Here is a 21,318-nt window from a genome sequence, read left to right on the forward strand (position 1 = left end):
TTGAGATTGCACTCACTTTTTTCACTTCTCTATTTTATTGCGATCGCATTCCTCTTTAAAAACTGTCCGGAGTATTGATTGATAAAATGTTGAAAAAATGACAGAATACATCTCGAATCTCGCCCCAATTATCTCCGTTCAACCTTATCCGCTGCTGTTTGTTACTATCAGCGGTTCGCACTTATACGGGTTTCCTTCCGCCGATTCTGACTTCGACTTGCGGGGAGTACACATCTTACCACTACCGAAAGTAATTGGGCTGATTGCTGGAGAAGAAACCATCGAAGTTTCTGAAGTTCGGGATGGAATGCAACTCGATTTAGTAACTCACGACATCAAGAAATTTTTTGAGTTGCTGTTGAAGCGCAACGGCTACGTGCTAGAACAACTGTATTCGCCGCTAATAGTTTACACTACAAAGGAACACGAGGAATTAAAGGATCTCGCCTCAAACTGCATTACCAAGCACCACAGCCACCACTATCTCGGTTTTGCTCAAACTCAATGGAAATTGTTTGAGAAAGAACGCCCGCGTCGGGTTAAGCCGCTGCTATACGTTTACCGAGTGTTGCTAGCTGGGATTCACTTGATGCAAACGGGGGAAGTTGAGGCGAATTTGGTAAAACTTAACGAGAAGTTTCAGTTGTCGTATATTCCTGATTTGATTGCTCGCAAGCTGGCTGGGGAGGAAAAATCAGTGCTGGAAGATACAGATATAGAATTTTATCAGCAAGAGCGCGATCGGCTAATTAATATATTAGAAGATGCAAGTTTTACAAGTCATTTGCCGTCAAATCCTCATGCAAAGGTTGCTCTTAACGATTTTCTGGTAAAGGTGAGGATGTCATCTGTGAACTAAGCTGTTCCACCTCTAATTAGTCTTTTCGTGCAGCAAGCAGCCTATATATTAGTCGTTTGGTGCGCCGCCGATCACAGAATCTCCAGTCCAGGACACATCAGTACCAAAGAAAGCGGGTTTTTTATCCTGCTCAAAGGCCATAATGCAGCATTTTTGTCGTCCATCAAACCGGGTTTCAAGTGATTTACCTTGATAGGTTTCTGTTTGCGGGTTCGCTAAGGACAGGTATGCCGAGATTTTGCTCATCGGTAACTTGTGCGTTTTTTCCTGGTATGTAAATATTCCAACTTACCCCACCTATATAGGTCTTGATATATGAAATCAAGGCGTGGATAAATACAACGATGCCCACCATTTCTAATAACTCTTCAAGGGTCACTACTATCGCGTAGGATAGATCCTGCATCCCCGTTGTAGAAGCTAGGTATCCCCCTAGCAGTTCCACCCCCATTGCTCCCCCAATATAAACAGCGGATGCTGCAACAAACAATTTTCTTGTGGCAACAGGAAGGTGGAACACAAACTTACTATAGGATAATAGAAATATCGCTACCAGAAAACCGAACGGCACAACCCAAGTAAAGTAAAGAAATCCTGTGGCCTTTAGCAGGCTTCGCATCGGGTCAATCAATTTTTCGTGCAATTGACCAGCTTCGTCTATAGATATATATAAAAATATGAATGATAAAATTTTCCAGTGATGCTTGTATGGATCGCTATCCAAATTTTTCGCATAGGCGATCACACCCAGCAAGAGAGAACTAAACAGCAATGCCAAAACAGAGTAGAAGCTTGGAAGGTTCCGCTCGTAATCAACGTTGAATACCTTTGAAAAGTAAGCTGCAAACGGGGAATCCGGGAAGAAGTGCAGATTGATGTGACTTAAAGAAGATAGTACAACTAGACAGGTCACCACTCGAAGCAAAAATTGGGTTACAGCCCTAGGAGCTAAAGGGATTTGGAATTTCATGTTCTTTTAACCGTTCTCTTAAGCTTTGTTTAAGAGAATCTTATCAACAGACAAAAAAAAATCGGTCTACCCAAAGACACAGAAGACTCATCTGGGTGAAGGCCTTATTTTTGTTGTTACCGTAGGATTAAGGAATTTAGCAGACCTCGATCGCCCTTAATTTTATGGTGGCTATATAATTTTTTTTGTTTCCTGAAATGTAAATTAGATATCTCCAAAAAAGAAGCTGAAATCCTTACTACGGTTTAGTCGATATCTAAATTCGATCGATATCTGCCAGAGAAACTCGGCTTCAGGAAGCCGAGATCCCTCAGTACCGAGGATGTCTGTAATCAAAGGCCATCACTCATTAATCGAGAGTGAAAACCCTGAGAGGAAATAAGAGGTCGATCGCGATCGAGTGATTCGCCGCCATTTGTTAACCTAGACTTCCCCCAGCAAGATCAAAAAATCTCCTTGTCAAAGTTAATTAGCTTTCAGTCAATTGCTGATTTCCGAAGTTTTTGCTGCTTTACTTATTTTTCGTACCTGCGCGGCGTGTAAACCCAAACATCTCCATATTTGCGAGGAATAATCCGAGTTTGACTCGAACCGACAATCACTAAAGTTCTCATGTCTGCATCTTCCGGCTGGAATTCGCCGAGGGTGCAAACGCGCACAGATTGACCGGGCCGGCCGAGGTTTCGCCCCAATATGACGGGGGTATTAGCATCGCGACTTTGCAACAAAATCTCGATCGCCCTTGCGAGTTGCCAAATCCGCTGTTTCGAGATCGGATTGTAAAATGCGATCGCGAAATCTGCGATCGCAGCGGCCGCAATCCGCTGTTCAATGACCTCCCAAGGCTTGAGAATATCCGAAAGGGAAATCACGCAAAAATCGTGTCCGAGGGGTGCTCCGATCGCAGCAGCGGCCGCCTGCATGGCTGAAATGCCCGGTGCTACCCGAATATCGATGCCTTGCCATTCGGGTTTGGCATCAAAGTCGATCGCCTCAAACACCGCTGCAGCCATCGCAAAAATACCCGGATCTCCCGACGAAACAACGGCGACAGATTTGCCGGATGCTGCTAAATCTAGGGCAAAACGGGCGCGATCGATCTCTTCGCGGTTGTCGGAATCGTGCCGCTTTTGTCCTTCCCGCAGGGTTCCGGCTAAGTCGAGATAGAACTTGTAACCCACCCAATCCGTGGCTTCGCGCAGAATTTCCTTAACCTCCGGCGACATCCAGGGCGCGCCTCCAGGGCCGGTACCGACGATCGCGAGTTTGCCGCGGCTAAATCCGATCGCGCTAGCATTTATGGGTTCGGCGGCCAGGGCGATCGCGCAATTCAGGGATAAAGTGCGATCGCATTCGATTAAGTGACTGTTTGCACCGGCTGCTGTCAGGGCAATTTGTGCGGCCTTATTTTCGATGAATTCAATTGAGTCTAATTCGAGAAGTTCGGAGAGATTAAAAAAGCGGACGGGGACTTTAAAATATTGTGAAACTGCCTCAAGTGCCGGATTTCCCATCTCATCTTTTAATGCAAAAAATCCAGCAACGGAAGCTGCTGCTAAACCTGCATTTTCCAAGACTTGCTGCACAAATGAAACCGCTATTTCCGGCTCAATATTCGATAGTTTTGTGAGTGCAACTGCCACAATTTGCGGATGGTAAACTAAACAATCGGGCGTCGGCGCAATTGCTTTTTCGGTGACGCGGATAGTCAATTTTGCGTCGGGGGCGATCCTCTCCGAGGGCTGCGCTAACGGCAAATTGCTCTCGGAAAGCCAGCTTGCAGCCCCTTCTAGGCGTACTTTTGCCCCGGCGAGCAAATTTGAAATAAAAGTCTTCGCGTCCTCTGGATTCGCCAAATAATAGCCTTGGGGAGGACTCAGCAGCGCGGTGCGAAACCGGATATCTCCGGTGGTGGTAATTGCAGGTTGTACGCCGAGGGCTGCTGCAATCTCTCTGGCCAAATCATTAACGCCGTGCAAACCGCCCAGCAGGGGTACGACGGCGCTTCCGTCTTCGGCGACGGCTAAAACTGGCGGTTCGGCGCGTTTGTCTGACAGCAGCGGGGCGAGGGTGCGGATGATAATTCCGGCGGCGCAGATGCCGATGATTGGGGTTTCTGTGGCAAACAATTCCCGCAATGTTTCGCCGAAGTTGCTAAAGTTGATGTCTGTGTTGGAAGTGCGATCGATTAAACCGTAAATCTGGGAACCGGGGAAATGTGCGGAGATTTTTTTGGCGATCGGCAGGCTGTTTTGACCTAAGATAACTATTGCGGGAGGAATTCGATTCACGGTTTTAATTATGTGTGTGTTTGGAGTGGTTTGATTATTTTAATTTTTTGTTACTTTCAGAATAAAGATTTGACGAACCGCGAAGGCGCGAAGGGCGCGAAGGAAGAGTAAGAAGTGAAGCAAGAAGTTTTTCGGTTTTATTAGTGGCACAGGCATCTTGCCTGTGATTTTCTGCAATTAGTCTATCATTAAAAGAAGCAAATATTTCGAGGTAGGCCTGTGAAACGCATTGTCTTAATTGCAGGGTTTGAATCTTTTAATGCTGATTTGTACCGCAAAGCGGCTGAGTTGGCTGTTTCGGGGTGTCAGGGATTGGAAGTACGGGTTTTTAGCGATCGCGCCCTCGTAGACGAACCCAACGCTGTAGCAGCCGCTCTCTCGAATGCTGATGTGTTTTTCGGGAGTTTGCTGTTTGATTACGATGCGGTAATGTGGCTGCGGGAAAGGGTGCAACATATCCCGATTCGCCTGGTTTTTGAGTCTGCTTTGGAATTGATGAGTCTTACTCAAATCGGCGCTTTTAAAATTGGCGACAAACCGAAGGGAATGCCGAAGCCTGTTAAGTTTATTCTGGATAAGTTCAGCAATGGGCGAGAAGAAGATAAGCTGGCTGGTTATATCAGCTTTTTGAAAGTTGGGCCGAAGTTATTAAAATATGTGCCCGTGCAAAAAGTGCAAGATTTGCGAAACTGGCTGATTATTTATGGTTACTGGAATGCGGGCGGTGCGGATAATGTTGTCTCAATGTTTTGGATTATTACCGAAAAGTATTTGGGGCTGAAGGTAGCAGAAATTCCGCCGCCTGTGGAAACTCCCAATATGGGTTTATTGCATCCCGATTATAATGGTTATTTTGAATCGCCTCGGCAATATTTGGATTGGTATCTCGGTAATCAAGTTGGTAGCAGGCAAGATGCCCGTTCCACAAAAGAGGCTAGACATTTTGATAAAAATAGTTATAACGGGCAAGATGCCCGTTCCACAAAATTTGAGACTAATTTGTCTGAAAATTTAGACCGGGTTTTTAACGGGCAAGATGCCCGTTCCACAAAATTTGAGACCAATTGGTGTCAAAATTCAGACAGAGGTAAATCCCCTGTTGTGGGCATCTTGCTTTACCGCAAACACGTTATCACCAAGCAGCCTTATATTCCTCAATTGATTCGCTATTTTGAAGCGGCGGGAATTGTGCCTTTGCCGATTTTTATCAATGGCGTTGAAGGCCATGTGGCGGTGCGGGATTGGATGACGACTGCTGATGAAACTGCGCGCCGAAAACAAGGCAATATTGAAACTCTTTCGCTGTCTAAAGATTCTGTGGAAGTGGATGCGATTGTTTCTACTATTGGCTTTCCTTTGGTTGGCGGGCCTGCTGGTTCGATGGAGGGTGGAAGGCAGGTGGAAGTTGCTAAGCGCATTTTAACTGCTAAAAATGTACCTTATTTTGTGTCCGCACCTCTGCTGATTCAGGATATCCATTCTTGGACTCGTCAGGGGATTGGAGGTTTGCAAAGTGTGGTATTGTATGCTTTGCCTGAGTTGGATGGCGCGATCGATCCAGTGCCCCTGGGCGGTTTGGTGGGTGAGGATATTTATCTGGTTCCCGATCGCGCGAAACGCCTGACAAGTAGAATTAAAAATTGGGTGAAACTGCGGCAAACTCCGCCATCTGAAACGAAAATTGCGATTATTCTCTACGGGTTTCCTCCCGGTTACGGTGCGGCGGGTACGGCTGCTTTATTAAATGTACCGAAATCGCTGCTAAATTTCCTGCACAAACTTCAAGCAGCAGGTTATACAGTTGGAGAAATTCCGGCTGACGGGGAGGAGTTAATTCGCAGGGTGAAAGATGCGGATGATGCTGCAACCGCAGATGGGGGCGGATTAACGGGGATGAACGCAGATGGGAGGGGAGGGTTTGGCAATACTGTTAATGTTAAAACTCTGGAGAAGTGGCTGGGGTATTTGTCAATAAGTCGTATTGAAAAACAGTGGAAATCTTTGACGGGTACTGGGATTAAGACTGACGGCGACGAGTTCCAAATCGGTGGCATTCAACTGGGGAATGTTTGGATAGGTTTGCAGCCGCCGCTGGGAATTTCGGGCGATCCGATGCGCTTAATGTTCGATCGCGATTTGACACCTCACCCTCAATACGCTGCTTTTTACAAGTGGCTGCAAAATGATTTGCAAGCTGATGCTGTGGTTCACTTCGGAATGCACGGCACTGTTGAATGGTTGCCCGGATCTCCTCTGGGAAATACTGGCTATTCTTGGTCGGATATTTTGTTGGGAAGTTTGCCGAATCTTTATATCTATGCCGCCAACAATCCCTCGGAATCGATGTTAGCAAAACGGCGCGGTTACGGGGTTTTGATTTCTCACAACGTGCCGCCCTATGGCCGCGCTGGCTTGTACAAGGAATTGATGAGTTTGCGAGATTTGATTGCGGAATATCGAGAAGATACTGCAAAAAATTATGTGCTGAAAGAGGCTATTTGTAAGAAAATTTTAGATAGCGGTTTGGAGGCTGATTGTCCGTTTGATGATGCTCGCAAGTTGGGGATAGCTTTTAGTTTTGAAAATGTGGGAATGTTCAGTGCTGATGCTTTTAACCGCTATTTGGTGAAGCTTTATGAGTATTTGCAGGTGGTGGAATGTCGTTTGTTTTCTTCGGGTTTGCACGTTCTCGGAGAACCGCCTAGTTCTGAGGAAATGACCTCTTATCTTGAGGCTTATTTTGGGGATAGGTTATCACAGGAACAGGTGCAAGAACTGGTTGTTGAAGAAAATGAACCGCAGAGGCGCAGAGGGCGCAGAGAGGAAGAGAAAGAGGGGTTGGATGGGGTTTTTGAGGAGGGTTTTCTGGTTCGAGATTTGTTGTTGCAAACGACGGATGAGTTGACTAATCTTTTGCGGGGTTTGAATGGGGAATATATTCTGCCTGCACCGGGCGGGGATTTGTTGCGGGATGGGGCTGGGGTATTGCCAACTGGTCGGAATATTCATGCTTTAGATCCTTATCGGATGCCTTCTCCGGCGGCTTATGAAAGAGGCCGCGAAATTGCTCTAAAAATTATTGAGAAGCACGTTGAGGAACATGATAAATATCCTGAGACTGTGGCGGTGATGTTGTGGGGTTTGGATGCGATTAAGACTCGCGGCGAATCTATTGGAATTCTGCTGGAATTGGTGGGGGCTGAACCTCTAAAAGAAGGTACTGGCCGCATTGTTCGCTATGAATTAAAACCGTTAGCTGATGTCGGTCATCCCCGGATTGATGTGTTGGGAAATCTTTCGGGGATTTTTCGAGATAGCTTTGTGAATATTATTGAATTGCTGGATGATTTGTTTGTGCGGGCGGCGGAGGCTGATGAACCGGAATCGGAGAATTTTATTCGCAAACACGCTTTAATTTTGCAGGCAAAAGGTGTGCAGAATTATTCGGCAAGGTTGTTTTCTAATCCGGCTGGTGATTTTGGTTCTTTGGTGAACGATAGAGTTGTTGATGGTAGTTGGGAATCGGGGGATGAGTTGGGGAAAACTTGGGAAAGTCGCAATGTTTTTAGTTACGGTAGGAAGGATAAGGGGGAAGCGAGACCGGAGGTTTTGACTCAGTTGTTGCAAGGGTGCGATCGCATAATTCAAGAAATTGATTCTGTTGAATACGGTTTGACTGATATTCAAGAGTATTATGCGAATACTGGCGGTTTGAAGAAAGCCGCAGAAAAGCAGCGCGGCAAAAAGGTTAACACGAGTTTTGTAGAAAGTTTTTCTCAAGATACCACTCCGCGCAATTTAGAAGATTTGCTGCGCTTGGAATATCGAACTAAGTTGCTAAATCCTAAGTGGGCTAACGCGATGGCAAATCAAGGTTCTGGCGGCGCTTATGAAATTTCGCAGCGGATGACGGCGTTAATTGGTTGGGGCGGAACGGCTGATTTTACTGATAGTTGGGTTTACGATCAGGCCGCTGATACTTATGCTTTGGATCAGGAAATGGCGCAGAAGTTGCGGGAGGTCAATCCTGAAGCTTTTCGCAATATTGTCGGCAGAATGTTGGAGGCTAACGGGCGGGGTTTTTGGCTGCCGGATGCGGATAAGTTGCAGCAGTTGCGCGAGTTATACGAGTTGACTGATGAGAAAATTGAAGGGGTGACAGTGTAGTTTTTTTAGTCTAAATATTTAGGGGCGGGCTAGAAGCCCACCCCACAATAGTTTCACAATTTTTCAGGTGCAAGTTAGAGGCGCGGCTATTAAATACCTCGATCGCCCTGCGGTTTTGCTACAGGAACTGACGGTTTATTGTTTGGAGAATTAAAAGCTCGATCGACCAGATCTCCAAAGGGAACAAACTGCGGTGCAGACGATGGAGCTCCGGTTCTGAACGTTGTAACTGGCCCGCTGCCGTCTTGGGCAAAATTAATCAATCTCGTTAAAGCATCACCGGGATTTTTAGCATTGCGCTTGTCTAGGGTGAACAGCAGATTTTGAGAGTTGCAACGCCCCTGTCCGTTCACGTAACAAACTACGGGCAAGTTATTAACAATTCCTGTTGTTAACTGCAAGTTGCTCAATCTTCCACCATTCTGGGCAACAGCTTTTGTCAATCTATTGGAAACAATTTGACAGCGCTGCCAAGGTGTATATTCGCGGCCGAACTCGGTAGATTTCCACAGAATCATCGGATCTGTTGTGACATTTCCCCGGCGCGCAATTGTGACAAAATTCCGACCGGAAGTAACGCACTGAAATGTTGTTCTAGTGCTATTCCAAGAATTGCTGGCTGGAGCTGCTTGCACTTGGCTTGCGAAGGCGACAGTACCGGCAAAAACTAAAGCGGATGCTAATAAGGGTGCAGTGAATTTCATAATAACTCCTGCCGCTAAGGCAGCTAAATTTATGTAGGAAGTCATAGTTTTAGGGACAGGGCAGTATCATGTCCCTACCTATTCAGATTCGGCTGGTTGGCTGTCGCACCCGGATATTTTTCAAATATTAAATCAGGTTAGTTGCACCTCATGTCTGTAGGTACATAGCAGTGTGGTGTGTTTATTTCAACACTTGGGAACGTGGCTTTAGGAACACGGCACAGCTTTTTCTTTGTTTCCAACACTTCGAGACTGTGGCACAAGTATCATAGATAGTGTTTTTAGCTACATTCTGCAAAGCCAGGACAGTCAACAATGGTAAGTAAAACTACAAAGCACAGCTCGGAAATCGGCTGGCAAATAAATTTTTATGAAACCTCGAATCATTGTTTGCGGGTTGGGCCACACGGGACACAAGATTTTTTGTTTGTTGAGGCAGCAAGGAGCGATTGTGGTAGGTATTAGCGATCGCCCAATTCGCGGCGAAACTTCTGATGTGGTTGTCGGCAATTTGCAAGCAGCTTCTACCTTGTTGGCTGCTGGCATTCAAAACGCTCACACTTTAGTAATTGCAGGAGACGATGATGCTGTAAATTTGGCAATTTTGATGCAAGCGAGGATTCTCAATCCTCAGATTCGCATCATCAACAGATTGTTCAATACTAGCTTGGGCGACAGGATTGACCACACTTTGCCCGATCACGCTTCCATGAGCGTTTCATCATTGGCGGCTCCGGTTTTTGCCTTTGCGGCTCTCGGAAGTCAGGCGATCGGACAGTTGCGTTTGTTCGATCGCACTTGGCCGATTCACGAAGAATATATCGATGAAACACATCCTTGGAAAAATCAAAAACTCAGCGATTTGTGGGACGATCGATCGCGAATGTTGATTTATTATCTGCCGGCTGCTAACAAAACTGATTTAGTATCGGCGGTGCTTGCCGATCGGCAGTGTCAGCAGGGCGATCGGCTAATTGTTGCCACTCAGCCCACTCTCCACAGCCCCCAAAAAACTTTAACTCAAAAACTGCTCAAAACATTAACTAGACTGCACAGATTTCAGCAGCACAGCCAAGCAGCAGTAATTGTTGTACTGACGCTGCTGGCAATGATTGCCGTTGCTACTGCCACCTATATTTGTGTTGACGAGCATATCTCAATTGTTGATTCTCTGTATTTTTCAGTAGGGATGATTACCGGAGCTGGAGGCTATGAAAAAGTGGCCGAACAAGCTCCTGAAAGCATTAAACTATTTACAGTTGTCATGATGTTAGTTGGAGCCGGCATCATCGGCATCTGCTACGCACTGCTCAACGATTATGTATTGGGAACTCGCTTTACCGAATATTGGGATGTGGCGCGAGTTCCGCAGCGCAATCATTACATTATCTGCGGACTCGGAGGAATAGGTATCCAAATTGCTAAAGAACTGCACACTAACGGTTACGATATTGTGGTAATCGAGCAAGATCCCAACTGCCGATTTCTGAACACGGCTCGCTCAATGAAAATTCCGGTCATTCAGGGAAGTGCCAGTTTACCTGCAACTTTGGAAGCTGCTAATGTTAAGCAAGCGGCAGCACTTTTGGCGGTAACTAGCAGCGATATGTCTAATGTCGAAATTGCCTTGAGCGCTAAAGGATTGGCACCAAAACTATCAGTTATTGTTCGCAATCAAGACCCACGTTTTGCTTTGATGGTGCAGCAAGTTTTTGAGTTTGAAGGAGTTTTGAACCCGACGGAATTGGCGGCTCCTGCTTTCGCAGCGGCGGCGATTGGAGGCAGAATTTTGGGCAACGGAATGACGGCTGATAGTCTATGGGTTTGCTTGGCCACATTGATTACGCCAAACCATCCTTTCTGTGGCCACCGTATTCAAGATGCTGCTAAGTCTGCGGATTTTGTGCCTCTGTATGTGGAAACTAATTGTCAAACTCTCCACGGCTGGGATTTACTGAATTGTTGTTTGAGTACGGGGGATGTTTTGTATTTGACGATGCCGGCGAATCGGTTGGAGCAACTGTGGAGAACGACCTCGGAATTAATTAAAACTTAATGGTTTGATGCGGTAATTTATTTTGCCGATCGCTCAATTGCAACTACAAACCTGATAAAATGGGCCCTGTATAGTAAATAGGACTTACGGCTAATCCTCAGAAATCCGGTTTCTTAGGCCAAGTTCTAGTATAAATAACCAACAGAGTCTCAATTAGTTGCGGTTTAGAATGAGAAAATTTTTAGCATTATGTGTGTTTGGGCTGATAATGGCGATCGCCTCTGTAGCTGTCGCGGCTCAACCTTTGTTTCTCGCTTATCCTCCCGCCAACCACAAAACTACAGCCGATCGCATTTTTTTAATCGGTACAGCGCCTGCACCGGGACAAGTGTTGGTAAATGGCAACCAAATTTCGCGCACCGCATCCGGGCATTTCGCCCCTACTTTTCCGCTGCAACCCGGCGAAAATATCTTTACCTTGCGTTACGAAAATCAGGAAGTCAAAATTAAGGTGACGCGCGAGTCAAATCAGCCGGAAGCCCCTGTAGGATTGGCTTTTGCTAAAAATTCCCTGACGCCGAAAGTCGATGTGGCGAGTTTGCCGGGAGAATATATTTGCTTTGGGGCGATCGCACCTGCGAATGCTCAAGTTTCGGTAAAATTGGCGGGCGTTACTATTCCTTTAAAAGCGCGATCGCAAGTCGAACTACCCGACAACGCATCTGTACTGTTAGATGCAAATTCCCCCATCAAAAAAGGCGGCAGCCAACAGTATCAAGGCTGTGCTAAAACTCCCCCCACCCCACCCTTGGCAACGGGAAGCAATGAGTCTAAATCTTCCCTACCAAAGGCTGAAAAAGTTGAATTAGGAGTGCCTGTATTTGAGCTAACAATGAATGATAAAACTATCAGCCAACAAGGTACTGGCAAGATTACTATTCTTTCTCCGGCTGACTTAGAAATAGCCGAAGTAACAGCAGATCCTGGTGTCGCCCGAACTGGGGCGAGTACAGATTTTTCTCGGATGACACCGCTGCCGAAGGGAACGCGAGCAACAATTATCGGGCGCGAAGGAGAATGGCTCAGACTCGATTACGGTGCTTGGATTAAAGCAGCGGAAGTGCGAATTGTCAAGGATACAGTGCCTCCGCGCTCGATTATTCGCAGCGCCAGCTCGCGTCAAGTTTCCGGCTGGACAGAGGTATTATTTCCCTTAGAAACACCCGTCCCAGTCACCGTGCAGGAAGGAGAAGGCACTTTTACTTTAACGCTGTACAATACTACTGCTCAAACTGACATTATTCGCGTTTCTGATGACCCGGTAATTTCACGTTTGGAATGGCAACAAATCTCGCCACTGCAAGTACAATACACTTTTAATCTCAAATCTGCCCAGCAGTGGGGTTACAAGTTGAGATACGATGGCACAACTTTAGTGTTGTCTTTAAAACACCCGCCTGCGAATACAAGCATGATGCCGAATTTGCAAGCAAAGCCCTTATCGGGAATTAAGATTCTCATCGATCCGGGGCACGGCGGCCCGGAGGATGGAGGTGCTGTGAGTCCAGTGGGGATTAGAGAAAAAACAGTAGCTTTAACAGTGTCGAAATTGGTGCAACAGGAATTGCTAAATCGGGGCGCGAATGTGGTAATGACGCGGGTTGAAGATGTCGATTTGGATTTGCCACCGAGGGTGGAAAGGATTCAAAAAGAAGAACCTGCGATCGCAATTTCAATTCACTACAATGCTTTGCCAGATAACGGCGATGCCATTAAGACTAAAGGCGTCGGTGCTTTCTGGTTTCACCCGCAAGCGCACAGCTTAGCAGTGTTTTTGCACAATTATTTAGTTGCCAAGTTGAACCGTCCGAGCTATGGTGTATTCTGGAACAACTTAGCCATGACTCGTCCTGCCGTTGCTCCATCTGTTTTAATGGAATTGGGATTTATGATCAATCCCGAAGAGTTTGAATGGATTGTGAATCCGACAGAACAAAAGAAATTAGCTGAGGCGATCGCCCAAGGTGTTACCGAATGGTTTGCCTCGGTCAAATAATAGTTAGTAGTAAGAACTGAAATCCTTCTCAAAAAATTCATAGTCAGGACTTCAGTTCAGTCAATCCACGGAAATGAAATAATGCTAATTTTTACTCAATCAAAAGCCTTTTTTATTGCAGCCGTCGTTGCAAGTTTTAGCTTCTCACTTTACAGTTTTCCTGTTTTCGGCAAGCAGCAAAGTCTTTCTCCCGCAAAAGCAGAAGCTTTAAAAAAGCAAACTCATTGCTCGTTTATTACAGGTGAAGGTGGCGCTGTTAACATTCGCAAAGGCCCAGGCAATAAGTACGCGGTTGTAGCTAAACTCAAAAGAGGAGACGGAGTTAGAGCTGTCAGCAGACAAGGTAATTGGGTGAAAATTGCGGCCAGATTTTCGGGTAATCCTCCTAATGAAACTTTGACAATCCTTGACGGTTGGGTGAACAATCAATTTATTAATGGCTGTTCCGAAGACCAATTTGACAGGTGGCGGCAATAGGGAATTTGGTTTGTAGTAAGGATTTCAGTCCTTAGTTGAGATGAAAACTAAAGTCCTCACTACAAACCACACCAGGAGATTTTTAAAAGTGGTACAAAAAAGGATCTCGCCCTGATTCATTGTTGCATTCTCAACCAGCTAAACACCTGTTCAGCGGTGATATTCAGGGGAATCATTTCGGGAACCGGAACGACATCGCTACCTTCGCAGAATTGAGGTTGTTGGTTGGGTAAAAACGCTAAAATCGATCGATCGTCTGGATCGATTAGCCACCCCAACTGACAATTATGTTGCAGACAGTGAATAATTTTTCTAGTTACGCGATTTGAGCTTTGCTGTGGCGACAGGATTTCGATCGCCCAATACGGTGCAATTCGCACATCATCCACTGGTTCGCCACTGTCATCAAATTCAATTTGTTCCCATAATAGTACCGCAATATCTGGAACAATCGATCGACCGCCAAAGGTACACCGCAACTCTGGAAAAGCGTAAGCTATCTTGGGTTCCTCTACCACTTCATTAATGACACGCAGGAATTGCCCCTGGAGACGAGAATGTTTAGTTTTCGGCATAGGTTTTTGGATAATCTCGCCCTCAATGTATTCGCTAGCCGGTTTAGTTTCTGGCAGTTTCAGAAATTCTTCCAGGGTGAGGCGCCCAGTTGCGATTGTCATAAATAAATTCCTCGATTATACTATCTCCAGTGTAAGAAAAAAATATTTATCTTGCATGAAAATGGTGCTATCTCACCTAATTTTCCGGAACAATCTGCTGTTTAAACTCAAACAAATTAGGATTTGTAGGGTCATAAAAAGCCCGCAACCAATGCACGTTTGGAGATCCAAAAGTTTCAACTCTAGTAAAGTTTTTCATTCTAGGTAATTGAGTCTCATCGGTAAAACGGGGTAAAGGTTTATCGATGCGGAAATAGTGAGTATCGCCGTGGACGAATACAACTTGTCCTGGGAAATTACCTGTTTCTGTTTCGAGAGTTGCTATAAAATCGTTGTAGCCACTTCTTCTTTTGTCCGTCGGATCGAGTTCAAATCCCGGATTTGCCTGTGCAATTAACACAATTCCTTTGCTGTTGCTGCGTTTGGCTAAAGCAAAACATTCTTTTATCCAGGCTAAGTTAGCCCAATTGCGATCGGCATATTCTGCATCTGCTTCGGGAGTGCGGCCAAAATTGTTGTTGCTTCCCGGCATATTAATCGCGAAAAACACAACGCCATGATAAATCCAGCGAACATTTTCGCGGAATTTAGCAAACTGCGGGTTTTCGCTTTGACGGGTGAGAGTTAAAGTGCGCTTTCCCAAACTTTGATTACCTTGGTTGAAAATTTCCCGCAGTTTAGCGAGTCTTTCTACTGGATCGTAACTGCCGTTTTTTGAACGGTGGCAATCCGTCCATTCATTGTCACCATAAACTAGAATAAATGGAATTTCAAAATTATCAAATAACTGCTTGCGACTGAAAAAAGTTGCATCATCGCAGACACTAGAACCGTTTTTAATGTCGCCGTCGTGGACTACAAACGCTGCGGGCGATCGATTGATATCTGCAATCAAACTCGGAAATTGTGCTTCCTGTTCGGCACTGTAGGGCAAATCACCAATCAAGGCAAATTCAAAAGGTCGATTCCCCGAAGTTTGAGCATAAGTTAAAATACCAAAACCCGTAATTGATACAAAAACAATAAAGGCAAGAATTAGATAGTTTTTTTTCATCTATTTAACCGTAACTAAATCAGTTATGATACCATATAAGCCGACAAGTCACTCTCAAAAATCATGGATTTTCGTCGGTTGCTCTCGCTAATTGCCATGCTTTCGATCGCAGGCTGCAATATCCAAACGCCACAAACCAACACACAGCCTACAGAAAGTCGTAGCTTGCGGGGCGGGACGCCATCGCCAATTGCAGCCCCTGTTCCCGCCGAACCAAAGTCGGAGATCAAAGAAGCGAAACTAATTGCTGTCGGCGACATCATGATGCACAGTACCCAAACGCGATCGGGCTACGATGCAAAAAAGAAAACATACAATTTTGACAATTTCTTCGCACCAGTTAAAAGTATCTTATCAACAGGCGATTGGGTCATCGGAAATCTCGAAACACCTTTAGCGGGGGAAGATGCGGGCGGATATACGGGATATCCGCTATTTAACGCACCGGCTCAATTAGCAGATGCTGCTAAAAAAGCCGGATTTAATATCTTGACAACCGCGAACAATCATGCTTTAGACCGTGGAGAAAAAGGGGTAATTAGGACGATCGCCAATCTGAGCGATCGCAAAATTGCGTTCACAGGAACAGCCACATCAGCCGCCGAAGCTTCACGCACTTTAATCAGCACCAAAAACAACATTTCATTAGCCAAGCTAGCCTACACCTACGGCACAAACGGCATTCCCATACCCAAAGGCAAAGATTACTTAGTTTCGCTAATAGACGAAAAAAAGATAGTCAAAGACATTGCCAAAGCCCGAAAGCAAGGAGCAGATATTATCGCAATTTCCCTGCATTTTGGCGACGAATATCAGCGACAGCCAAACACCCAACAAAAACAATTAGTTGAAAACCTATTAAAAGCTGGTGCAGACATCATTCTCGGCAGCCATCCCCACGTCGTTCAACCTTACAAAATTTTTAAGTTTCCCGGAAAAAATGGCAAAACTCGCAAAGCTGTAGCAATTTATTCAATGGGAAACTTCATTTCCGGTCAGAATAAAAAATATACAGACTTAGGCGTAATTTTGCAAGTAAATATTCGCAAAAAACTTCCCGAAAAAACCACCGAAATTACAGATGTGAAAACATATCCTACTTGGGTACAAAGCTACAGCTTGAACAACAAATTAAACTACCGCGTTTTGCCCTTAGCAAAAACTGTCACCGATAAAAAAGATCCACTCTTAGCAACTTCGCAATACCCAATTTTATCAAAATATTTGCAGGATATGAACAATCATCTTAACTCTTTAAATAAACCTCCAGATAATAAGAAATCCCTCCCTTAAGGCGGGGGGACTGAATAGCACTCTATCTAAGTTTTAGGTTTTAGGTTGGATACTTAGTCTATTCCACCTACCACCTACCACTTATTTTGGAGAAGTGTTTTTTACACGTAACTGAACAAACCTAGAGCGCTCTGAGTTAAAAATCTGTCCTGCAAAACGGCAATTAATTCGTAATTTGAATTTTTTTCGCGGTAAATAGCAGTGCCAGAAATTCCCTGAATTGGAGAGCCATCTAAGAGGTAGTCAGACGCACTTCCTGGCAGTTGAATTGTGTCTGCAAAGGGCAGATAATCAGTAATTAATGCGTAGTCACCATCGCCGCCAACATTGTAGAAAGCCTGACCGGGCGCACCGAGAACGAAGGTATCCAATCCTGTCCCGCCAATCAGCGTATCTGCATCAATTTCCGCCCCGTAACCGTAAGCAATTATTCGGTCATTTCCGCTACCGCCATCTAAATAGTCGCTGCCATCGCGGCCTACGCCACTATCAGTTAGGATGTCGTTTCCATCGCCGCCGTAAAGAGAATCATTTTCCGTGCCACCGATGAGAAAATCATCTCCAAACTCGCCGTCTAATTTATCGTTCCCGCTACCTCCAATTAGGATGTCATCCGCATACCCGCCCCGCAGTTCGTCATTACCGGTACCCCCATTTAATTGGTCGTATCCATAGCCACCGTCGAGGAAGTCATCGCCATTTTCACCAAATAGTTGGTCGTTGCCAAAACCGCCATAGAGTGTATCGTCATCTTCGCCACCGTACAGAAAGTCGTTTCCGCCCACGCCGACTAGAGAATCATCCCCTGCTAAGCCGTAGATGACATCATTTTCTAGGGTTCCTTTCAAGCTGTCTGCTTCTTCAGTTCCAGTGATAACCATTGTTTTAGTTCCTGAAATTGCTAGTCGGGAGCGCAAATCGTGCGAGCGAAATTGCCATCGAGGTGGGATGGCAAAATCTAAGAGCGCGATCGCTCTCCCTTAATCAGTTATATCTACTTTAACTATTTTGAAAATTTTCGACCAGTCGCTTATTTGAGTGACACTCATTTTAGGGAACTCAACTGCTGAATGAGCCAATCAATCTCCCCTTCCACATCAGCAACCTGCTCAACATCGGGAATCTGCTGGCGCTGCACCATCACCACCGGAATTCCCAGTTCTCTAGCCGCAACAACTTTAGCATAAGTAGCAGATTCTCCGCTGTTTTTACTAACAATTATATCAATCTGGTATTTTAATAGTAATTGCCGCTCGTATTCCAATGTAAAAGATCCCTTGCTAATAACAATTTACCGTTAGGTATAGGAGTATTTAGTGCAGGAGGATCGATCGCCCGCATCAAAAACCAAATAGTCATTGATCTAGGGTGCGTCAGGGAAAACGATATTACCCGAAATCGCGGTACGGCAGTGCCGTTTCCCTACAAATCGGGCGATCGTTACATCCGACCCGGTTGATTTTACCCGTTACCCGAAATTAGGACACCGCACTGCCGTTTTCCTACCATTAACCGGGGAATCGTTATATCCGATCGCGCGATCGCCCTGGACTCCGGGAGATTCTGATGGAGTTCTTCTGTATAATTCTCACCGTGAGGACAAACTATTCTTGACGCTAAAACACGAGCGTCGAAAGTAAATTTGTCTCTCAAGTTGAGTACAAGTTTCCACCTTGACTCCCGGCAAGTCGGGAGCATCTCAATGAAAACAGGCAAGCTAGAAATTGAGATTCTCCCTACATACCTTCGGGCTCTGATGCGATCGGGCGATCGACAAGATTGCTGTAGGGAAACCGCACTACCGTTTCCTGACTGCTGTTTCCTTACCCCCAGTTTTTTTTAAAGTCGCATAAATTTTCCGTAAATACCGATCTACACACTTCCCAAACCCAAAGTTAAAATATAGCCAATAAAAAAAATAGCTCTTCCTAGCTGTTTTTTTGGCAAGCTAAATATCAGGGAGTTCATCTACGTGTCAATAAATAAAACGCTTAAAGGCAGAGCCACTACACCTGCTGCAGGTTTTACAATGATTGAGCTATTGATAATTCTTTTAATCATAGGAATATTTTGTGCGATCGTCGCCCCCTCTTGGCTAATGTTTATCAACAACCACCGTTTAAAGCTATCGCTCGATAGAGCTTATTGGGCAATGGAACTTGCCCACAGCAACGCCAAACGATCCAAAATTTCATGGCAAGCCAGCTTCAAACAAGTAGGAGAAAATGTACAAATAGCCGTTCACCCAGCCGACATTCCCCCAGCTCAAATACCAGACAGTCAATGGAAAAACCTAGAACCGCAAATTCATATAGATCCAGATGAAACAACAGTGCTCCAAGTAAATGAAAGCAACGAGCAAAAAACAAACGGCACAATCCGGCGCGTCATGTTCAACCACAGAGGTTGCCCCGTATCTCGAAGCGACCACGATTGCACGCTAACGAGTATAAGAGCCAAAGGAACCCTAACGCTATATCATCCCAACTTAAGAAACAGCCAACGCTGCATCATCATCTCCACTCTTTTAGGACATAAACGCACCTCCAAACGACAATCAAAACCCAACGAAAACAAAAGATATTGTTACTGAGTCACTGATGTAGGGTGCGTCAGGGAAAACGATATTACCCGAAATCTGGACACGGCAGTGCCGTTTTCCTACAAATTGGGCGATGCTTACATCCGATCACCCGATGAATTATGTTGGGGGTAGGGAAACGGCATTGCCGTCTCCTCCATCGCCTTGTTGTCGATAGCTATATTCGATGTCAATTTCTGACGCCACATCTCAGATATAATCAACTACTTCTTACTCGGCGCAATCTTCTCAATAGAAATCAGCGCCTCCATCACCGACTCCACAATGGGAGCCGCCACCGTACCCCCCGAAGAACCCTGATTAGGCTCATCAATCACCGCCAGCACCACATACCGAGGAGCCTCCACAGGCATTATCCCCACAAAGCTAGTAATAATCGCGTTCTTAGAATAACCCCCACCAGCATTAGCTTTTTGAGCCGTGCCTGTTTTTCCAGCAATCCGATACCCAGGAATTTGTGCAGCTTTCCCCGTACCACCATCAACCACAGTTTCCATCATTTCTAACACCTGCTTAGTAGTTTCCGGCGAAAAAACCTGCTTTGGAACCGCCCTCGGAAGCTTCCAATAAGCTTCACCTTCCCTATCAAAAAGTCCCCGCACAACGTGAGGAGTCACTAACTTGCCACCATTAGCCAAAGCGCCGTTAAGCTGCACCAACTGCATCGGAGTAATCGAAAAACCTTGCCCAAAGGCCGTAGTAGCAACTTCCACCGGAGAGTTAATAAATTGCTCTCGATTTTTAAGTTGACTGCTTACTTCAAAAGGCAAATCAGTTCCCGCAGTTTGTCCGAGTCCGAGTTTTTCTAAAGCTTGATAGTAAAGAGAAGGTTTCATTGTTCTCATGATGTGCACCATCCCCACATTACTAGAATGTTTCAAAATCTCAGTAACAGTCGAAGGGCCGCGCGCGCCTGCTCTTTGGTAATCGGAATTTTGGATAGTCCAGGGATTCATATAAATCCGACCTTCATCGTTAAACACAGTATTAGGTTTCACCGCACCCGCTTCCAGAGCGATCGCCACATTAATCGCTTTAAAAGTCGAACCAGGCTCATAAACATCAGTGACAGCCCAATTTTTATAGCGCGACAAATCGAAATTAAAATATTGATTCGGGTCATAAGAAGGTTCCGCCACAACTGACAGCAATTCCCCGTTACGGGCATCCATCACAATCACTGTGCCCCGCTTCGCATCGTGTTGCTTCATTTTTTCCTTGAGGGCACTTCGGGCAGCCCGCTGCAAGCGACTGTCGATCGTCAATTGCAATTTCAAGTCATCAAGCTGTACAAATCCCGCCGTCAGCCGATCTGGAACCCAATTCCCATTGCTCGACCTGCTAAACTGAATCGACGGCATCGATCGTTCCAACAAATTCTGCTGGCTGTATTCCACCCCGGCTTGTCCCTTCCGTTCCCCGTCCACATAACCGAGGATATCCGCCGCCAACTCCTGCTGCGGGTAAAAACGCTGCTGCTGCCGCAGCAACTCCAAGCCATCGACCAGACTCTCTTTAATTTGCATCCCAGCGACGCGATCGGCAACCTCTTGAGGCAGAGACTCCGCAATTGTAATACCGCTTTCAGCAAGATTAAACCTGCGTATCAGTTCAGTTTCCGACGTAGTGCCCGGAGTCAGTTCGATCGCCAGCATCGGAGCCAATTTAGCAGCAATTTCCGCCTTTGAGTGGTTAAACAACTTCGGGTGAGCGTAGAGCGTGTACACCTGTCTGTCGATCGCCAAAACATTTCCTGCGCGGTCAATTATCGGGCGTCTCGGTACAAAGGGCTTCGTTTTGAGAGTTTGCTGCTGCTCGGCCTGTTTACGCAGCGCCGGAGCTCGCGTCACCTGCAAATAAAACAAATTCACAGCCAGCCCCAGCCCCCCCAGCATCAACACCGCCCACACCGCCCACAAACGGAACTTGCTGCGCTTTAAACGCTCCACCGGTCGCCCCCAAGATGCAGCCGTCTGTTGTGGCGATCGGCCGAAACTGCCGGAATATCTAGGCTTTGCTGGTTTTTCCCACCCAGTACGCGCGGCGAAGCTATCCCGTAGGGAATCGCCCGCCTGTTTTTTGCGTTTAAAATTCGGCGATCTGTAGCGGTCAAAACGGGGGTCGTAGCTCATGGCATTAAAAATTCAATAGCAAGTTAGAGCGTTTTAGAAT

At 45.8% G+C, this 21,318-nt stretch carries 17 protein-coding genes; 8 read left to right on the plus strand and 9 right to left on the minus strand.

Annotated elements, in window-relative coordinates; genetic code table 11:
- Window positions 1-97 precede the first annotated feature (97 nt).
- On the plus strand, window positions 98-859 hold the full coding sequence (locus tag QUA07_RS10910; protein WP_333324894.1) for a nucleotidyltransferase domain-containing protein: 762 nt from the start codon (window positions 98-100) through the stop codon (window positions 857-859).
- 184 nt (window positions 860-1,043) lie between these two features.
- On the opposite strand, the gene QUA07_RS10915 is transcribed toward QUA07_RS10910, so the two are convergent.
- Window positions 1,044-1,829, minus strand: coding sequence for a hypothetical protein (locus tag QUA07_RS10915; protein ID WP_333324896.1), 786 nt, complete (start codon window positions 1,827-1,829; stop codon window positions 1,044-1,046).
- A gap of 515 nt (window positions 1,830-2,344) precedes the next feature.
- The gene (cobJ, locus tag QUA07_RS10920; protein WP_333324898.1) at window positions 2,345-4,120 is read right to left on the minus strand and encodes a precorrin-3B C(17)-methyltransferase; all 1,776 of its coding nucleotides are present in this window, start codon (window positions 4,118-4,120) and stop codon (window positions 2,345-2,347) included.
- A 219-nt stretch (window positions 4,121-4,339) separates the two neighbouring features.
- On the opposite strand from cobJ, the gene QUA07_RS10925 reads away from it, so the two are divergent.
- The gene (locus QUA07_RS10925) at window positions 4,340-8,287 is read left to right on the plus strand and encodes a cobaltochelatase subunit CobN (RefSeq protein WP_333324900.1); all 3,948 of its coding nucleotides are present in this window, start codon (window positions 4,340-4,342) and stop codon (window positions 8,285-8,287) included.
- Between the two features lie 89 nt (window positions 8,288-8,376).
- Here QUA07_RS10925 and QUA07_RS10930 read toward each other — a convergent pair whose 3' ends face one another.
- Window positions 8,377-8,991: a COP23 domain-containing protein gene (locus QUA07_RS10930; protein ID WP_333324902.1), complete on the minus strand. Its 615-nt coding sequence runs from the start codon at window positions 8,989-8,991 to the stop codon at window positions 8,377-8,379.
- Window positions 8,992-9,361: 370 nt separating this feature from the next.
- On the opposite strand from QUA07_RS10930, the gene QUA07_RS10935 reads away from it, so the two are divergent.
- From QUA07_RS10935 to QUA07_RS10945, 3 genes are all read left to right on the plus strand, one after another.
- Entirely contained in the window at window positions 9,362-11,047 is a 1,686-nt protein-coding gene (locus tag QUA07_RS10935; RefSeq protein ID WP_333324904.1) for an NAD-binding protein, read from the plus strand.
- A gap of 169 nt (window positions 11,048-11,216) precedes the next feature.
- The gene (locus tag QUA07_RS10940) at window positions 11,217-13,043 is read left to right on the plus strand and encodes an N-acetylmuramoyl-L-alanine amidase (protein WP_333324906.1); all 1,827 of its coding nucleotides are present in this window, start codon (window positions 11,217-11,219) and stop codon (window positions 13,041-13,043) included.
- Window positions 13,044-13,124: 81 nt separating this feature from the next.
- On the plus strand, window positions 13,125-13,520 hold the full coding sequence (locus QUA07_RS10945; RefSeq protein WP_333324908.1) for an SH3 domain-containing protein: 396 nt from the start codon (window positions 13,125-13,127) through the stop codon (window positions 13,518-13,520).
- Between the two features lie 116 nt (window positions 13,521-13,636).
- Here the strand turns inward: QUA07_RS10945 and QUA07_RS10950 are convergent, their stop codons facing one another.
- Both QUA07_RS10950 and QUA07_RS10955 read right to left on the minus strand, forming a co-directional pair.
- Complete coding sequence (locus tag QUA07_RS10950) at window positions 13,637-14,197, minus strand: Uma2 family endonuclease (RefSeq protein WP_333324910.1); 561 nt, start codon at window positions 14,195-14,197, stop codon at window positions 13,637-13,639.
- Between the two features lie 76 nt (window positions 14,198-14,273).
- Window positions 14,274-15,251 (minus strand): hypothetical protein, encoded by a 978-nt coding sequence (locus QUA07_RS10955; protein ID WP_333324912.1) that lies wholly within the window; start codon window positions 15,249-15,251, stop codon window positions 14,274-14,276.
- A 63-nt stretch (window positions 15,252-15,314) separates the two neighbouring features.
- Between QUA07_RS10955 and QUA07_RS10960 the strand changes: the two genes are divergently transcribed.
- On the plus strand, window positions 15,315-16,544 hold the full coding sequence (locus QUA07_RS10960) for a CapA family protein (protein WP_333324914.1): 1,230 nt from the start codon (window positions 15,315-15,317) through the stop codon (window positions 16,542-16,544).
- Between the two features lie 101 nt (window positions 16,545-16,645).
- Here the strand turns inward: QUA07_RS10960 and QUA07_RS10965 are convergent, their stop codons facing one another.
- From QUA07_RS10965 to QUA07_RS10975, 3 genes are all read right to left on the minus strand, one after another.
- Window positions 16,646-17,425 carry a calcium-binding protein gene (locus tag QUA07_RS10965; protein ID WP_333324915.1) on the minus strand — a complete coding sequence of 260 codons (780 nt, stop codon included), beginning with the start codon at window positions 17,423-17,425 and terminating at the stop codon, window positions 16,646-16,648.
- Window positions 17,426-17,589: 164 nt separating this feature from the next.
- Window positions 17,590-17,808 carry a precorrin-6A/cobalt-precorrin-6A reductase gene (locus tag QUA07_RS10970; protein WP_333324917.1) on the minus strand — a complete coding sequence of 73 codons (219 nt, stop codon included), beginning with the start codon at window positions 17,806-17,808 and terminating at the stop codon, window positions 17,590-17,592.
- Window positions 17,809-18,005: 197 nt separating this feature from the next.
- Window positions 18,006-18,197, minus strand: a complete 192-nt coding sequence (locus tag QUA07_RS10975) for a hypothetical protein (RefSeq protein ID WP_333324919.1) — start codon at window positions 18,195-18,197, stop codon at window positions 18,006-18,008.
- 49 nt (window positions 18,198-18,246) lie between these two features.
- Here QUA07_RS10975 and QUA07_RS10980 point away from each other — a divergent pair, with 49 nt between their 5' ends.
- A complete protein-coding gene (locus QUA07_RS10980; RefSeq protein ID WP_333324921.1) occupies window positions 18,247-18,387 on the plus strand; it encodes a hypothetical protein in 141 nt (46 codons plus the stop codon).
- Between the two features lie 129 nt (window positions 18,388-18,516).
- On the plus strand, window positions 18,517-19,137 hold the full coding sequence (locus QUA07_RS10985; protein ID WP_445305881.1) for a prepilin-type N-terminal cleavage/methylation domain-containing protein: 621 nt from the start codon (window positions 18,517-18,519) through the stop codon (window positions 19,135-19,137).
- A 212-nt stretch (window positions 19,138-19,349) separates the two neighbouring features.
- Here the strand turns inward: QUA07_RS10985 and QUA07_RS10990 are convergent, their stop codons facing one another.
- Window positions 19,350-21,278 (minus strand): penicillin-binding protein 2, encoded by a 1,929-nt coding sequence (locus QUA07_RS10990; protein ID WP_333324923.1) that lies wholly within the window; start codon window positions 21,276-21,278, stop codon window positions 19,350-19,352.
- Between the last annotated feature and the right edge of the window lie 40 nt (window positions 21,279-21,318).

This window comes from Microcoleus sp. T3_A4 (genome assembly GCF_036700465.1).
In the GTDB taxonomy this organism is placed as follows: domain Bacteria; phylum Cyanobacteriota; class Cyanobacteriia; order Cyanobacteriales; family Microcoleaceae; genus Microcoleus.